The following is a 3,486-nucleotide window of genomic DNA, read 5'->3' as shown; positions in this document are numbered from 1 at the left end:
TCCCGGGATGCCGGGACCCGCGAGCCCGGGTGCTCCCGGCGCCCCGGGCCCCCAGCCGGGCGACGAGGTGCCGGACAGCACCCGGCTGCTCGGTGGCCTGGGCCTCGGGCTGACCGTGGCCGGCCTGCCGGGCCTGTTCGCCCAGAGCGCCGCCTTCGCGTCCGTCTTCAGCCGCGCCGACGGCTTCCTCGCCAGCGGCCGCTACCTCAGCAACGTCACGAGCATGTTCCGGGCCGCTGACCCGATGCTCGAGCTGATGCCGGGGGCCACCCGGTTCGCCGCGGGCGCCGGCTTCTTCGCCGACGCCTGGAACATGAACGGGCTCGGCGGGCTCTTCGCCGAGGGCAGCCGCGCGGGGAGCTTCGTCGGGAAGTTCGGCGTCCTCGGCCCGGTCGGGATCGGGGTGAGCGGCCTCGCGACAATCGACTCGATCGTGCACGGGGACACCCGCGGTGCGATCGAGAACGGCCTCGGCACGGCGCTCATGGCCGGGGCCGTCTTCGCGCCACCGCCGGCCAACATCGCCTGCGGCATCGCCGGCCTCGGGCTCGCGGCCTACCAGAACATCCCCGCCGTGCATGAGACAGTTGACGCGATCGGCGAGGGCGTCGCAGACGTCGCCGAGGGCATCGGCGACGCGGCGAAGGGTGCCTGGGACACCGTGAGCGGCTGGTTCTGACCCACCGCGGCACCGCAACGACAGAAGGAGCCGATCCATGGCCATCGACCCGCTGGCAGGCAGCGACCTCGCCCGCGTGCCCCTGCCCGACGACGTCTACGGCTTCGGCTGGGCGGAGCTGCGCTACCTGCTCGGCCGGCACGCCACCCCGAGCTCGCAGCTGGCCGTCACGTTGCTCGGCTTCGACGCCGCCCCGACCGACGAGCTCGTCCCGGCGGCGGGGGTGGCGTCCCTGCTCGCCCGAGGCCTCGCCGCCGCGACGACGGACGGGGACCGGGCCGAGAGCCGCGGCGAGGCGGCGGTGCTCGAGACGGTCTTCGCCCGGGGGCGCCGGTGGACCGGCATCTCGTTCCGCTCGGGCGAGCGCGCCGACCTGATGGTGGCCATCGAGGACGGCGACGCGATCGCGCTGCTGCAGCCGCGCAGCCTCGGCACCTGGTTCGTCGCGTTGACGAACGAGGTCGACGCCCCCGCGACGGTCCTGGCACGGGGGATCGAGGCCGTCGAGCAGCTGCAGGGCAGCGGCTCCTTCGCCGTGGAGTCGCGCACCCTCGACGGCTCCGTCGGGGCCCGGTTCTTCCGCCCCCACCCGGACGGCTGGACGGTGTCCGACGCGCCCGACGCCGAGCGGCGGGCCGTCGCCCGTGGCGCGCTCGCCGACGAGCTCGCCGCGCTCCTGCCCGGGCCGGTGGGATGACGGGCGCCGGGGACCGTCCCGACCGGCCGCCCTTCGCCTGGCTGGAGGACACGAGCCGACCGTTCGGGCCGGTCGGTGTCGGCACGACCATCGGGGCCGGGCTGTTCCTCGTCGTCATCGGCGTGTTCGGGCTCGCGTACGGCATCTTCGGTGGCCCTGCAGCGCGGGGGGCCCGCCTCGGCGTCGGTGTGGCGATGTTCCTGCTCGGCGGCGTCATCGTCTGGATGGGCGTGGCGCGCCGCCGGTGGCGACGTCGCCACCCGGGCATCGACCCCCTCGAGGCCGCGCGGGCCAGCGGTGCCAACGTCGGCTCGGCGTTCGGCAACGACTCGTGGCCGGCTCGCCTCGGCCGCTGGCTGCTCGTGCTCGTCTCCGCCTTCCTCGTGCTGGTGTGCGTCCTCTCGGTGCGCCGGGCGCTGACCGAGCCGGGCAGCGCCTCGCCCGTGCAGGTCGTCCTCATCGTCGCCCTCGGCCTGCTGTGCGCCTGGACCGGCTGGGCGGCCCTCGCCCGCGGGCGAGCCCTGGCCCGGGGCCGAGACCTCCCCGGCGAGGTCCGCGACCGCGACGGCCGATGACCCGCGACGCTGGGTGAACCTCGCCGGGGTGCAACGGATGACGCGCAGCTGAGCGAGCTGGGCGGCATACGTGAACATCCGGCGACCCCGACGTGCGCCACGGCGCGTCGCTGCCCCGCGTCGGGCCCCATCGGCCGTAGCGTCGGGGACAGCGGAGGGCTCCCGCCCACCGTCGCCAGGAGGCCCACGCATGGAGCACACGCTTCGACGGGAGGGCCGGGTCCGGCCGCACCGTCCGGTGGCCGCCCGGTTCAGGAGCGAGTAGGCGCGTGCGAGACGCGCGCCGTCAGGGAGTGGGTATGGGCGAGAGCGCCAACACCAAGACCACCGCAGCGCCGCGTCGTCGCGCGAGGACCCCTGAGCAGGAGGGGCCCAAGACGTACGTGCTCGACACCTCCGTCCTGCTGTCCGATCCGCGAGCGATGCTCCGCTTCGCCGAGCACGAGGTCGTGCTGCCCGTCGTCGTCGTGACCGAGCTCGAGGGCAAGCGGCACCACCCGGAGCTCGGCTACTTCGCGCGGCAGGCGCTGCGGCTGCTCGACGACCTGCGGGTCAGCGCCGGGCGGCTCGACCGACCGGTCCCGGTCGGCGACGTCGGCGGCACCGTGCGCGTCGAGCTGAACCACACCGACCCGACGTCGCTGCCGGCCGGCTTCCGCCTCGGCGACAACGACACCCGGATCCTCGCCGTCGCCAAGAACCTGTCGAACGAGGGCGCCGACGTCACGATCGTCTCGAAGGACCTGCCGATGCGGGTCAAGGCGTCGGCCTGTGGTCTCGATGCGGAGGAGTACCGCGCCGAGCAGGGCGTCGACACGGGCTGGACCGGCATGACCGAGCTCGAGGTCACCGCCGACGAGCTCGACCAGCTCTACGAGGCGGGTCGCCTGGAGCACCCAGCGGCCGCTGAGCTGCCCTGCCACACCGGTGTCGTCATGCTCTCGCCGCGGGGAAGCGGTCTGGGGCGGGTCGGCGCCGACAAGCAGGTGCGCCTCGTCCGCGGGGACCGCGACGCGTTCGGGCTCCACGGGCGCAGCGCCGAGCAGCGGATCGCCCTCGACCTGCTCCTCGACCCCGACGTCGGCATCGTGTCGCTCGGCGGCCGCGCGGGCACCGGCAAGTCGGCGCTCGCCCTGTGCGCCGGCCTCGAGGCGGTCATGGAGCGCCGCGTGCACCGCAAGGTCGTCGTCTTCCGCCCCATCTTCGCCGTCGGCGGCCAGGAGCTCGGCTACCTGCCGGGCAGCGAGCAGGAGAAGATGAACCCGTGGGGCCAGGCGGTCTTCGACACCCTCGGCGCGCTCGTGTCGCAGGAGGTCGTCGACGAGGTGATGGACCGCGGCCACCTCGAGGTGCTGCCGCTGACCCACATCCGCGGCCGCTCGCTGCACGACACCTTCGTCATCGTCGACGAGGCGCAGTCCCTCGAGCGGAACGTCCTGCTGACCGTCCTGTCACGCGTCGGCCAGAACTCGAAGGTCGTGCTGACCCACGATGTCGCCCAGCGGGACAACCTGCGCGTCGGGCGGCACGACGGT

At 74.4% G+C, this 3,486-nt stretch carries 3 protein-coding genes and 1 pseudogene; all 4 read left to right on the top strand.

Annotated features, from left to right (window positions below; genetic code table 11):
- Positions 1-679, top strand: a pseudogene (locus tag N864_RS25200) (hypothetical protein); the annotation flags it as partial.
- A 37-nt stretch (positions 680-716) separates the two neighbouring features.
- On the top strand, positions 717-1,376 hold the full coding sequence (locus N864_RS20390; protein ID WP_034721714.1) for a hypothetical protein: 660 nt from the start codon (positions 717-719) through the stop codon (positions 1,374-1,376).
- The gene (locus N864_RS20385) at positions 1,373-1,951 is read left to right on the top strand and encodes a hypothetical protein (RefSeq protein WP_034721712.1); all 579 of its coding nucleotides are present in this window, start codon (positions 1,373-1,375) and stop codon (positions 1,949-1,951) included. The genes N864_RS20390 and N864_RS20385 overlap by 4 nt, the downstream gene beginning before the upstream one ends.
- A 299-nt stretch (positions 1,952-2,250) precedes the next feature.
- Positions 2,251-3,486, top strand: a 1,236-nt coding sequence (locus tag N864_RS20380; RefSeq protein ID WP_034721710.1) for a PhoH family protein, incomplete at its 3' end; no start/stop codon positions are given.

The sequence above is a fragment of the Intrasporangium chromatireducens Q5-1 genome (assembly GCF_000576575.1).
Taxonomy (GTDB): domain Bacteria; phylum Actinomycetota; class Actinomycetes; order Actinomycetales; family Dermatophilaceae; genus Intrasporangium_A; species Intrasporangium_A chromatireducens.
The sequence above is the reverse complement of the archived record's forward strand: the minus strand, read 5'-3'. Positions and strand labels throughout refer to the sequence as shown.

Bases quoted from the DNA above. Each gene is read 5' to 3' on its own strand.
- N864_RS20390 (WP_034721714.1), top strand. From the start codon at position 717: ATGGCCATCGACCCGCTGGCAGGCAGCGACCTCGCCCGCGTGCCCCTG.
- N864_RS20385 (WP_034721712.1), top strand. From the start codon at position 1,373: ATGACGGGCGCCGGGGACCGTCCCGACCGGCCGCCCTTCGCCTGGCTG.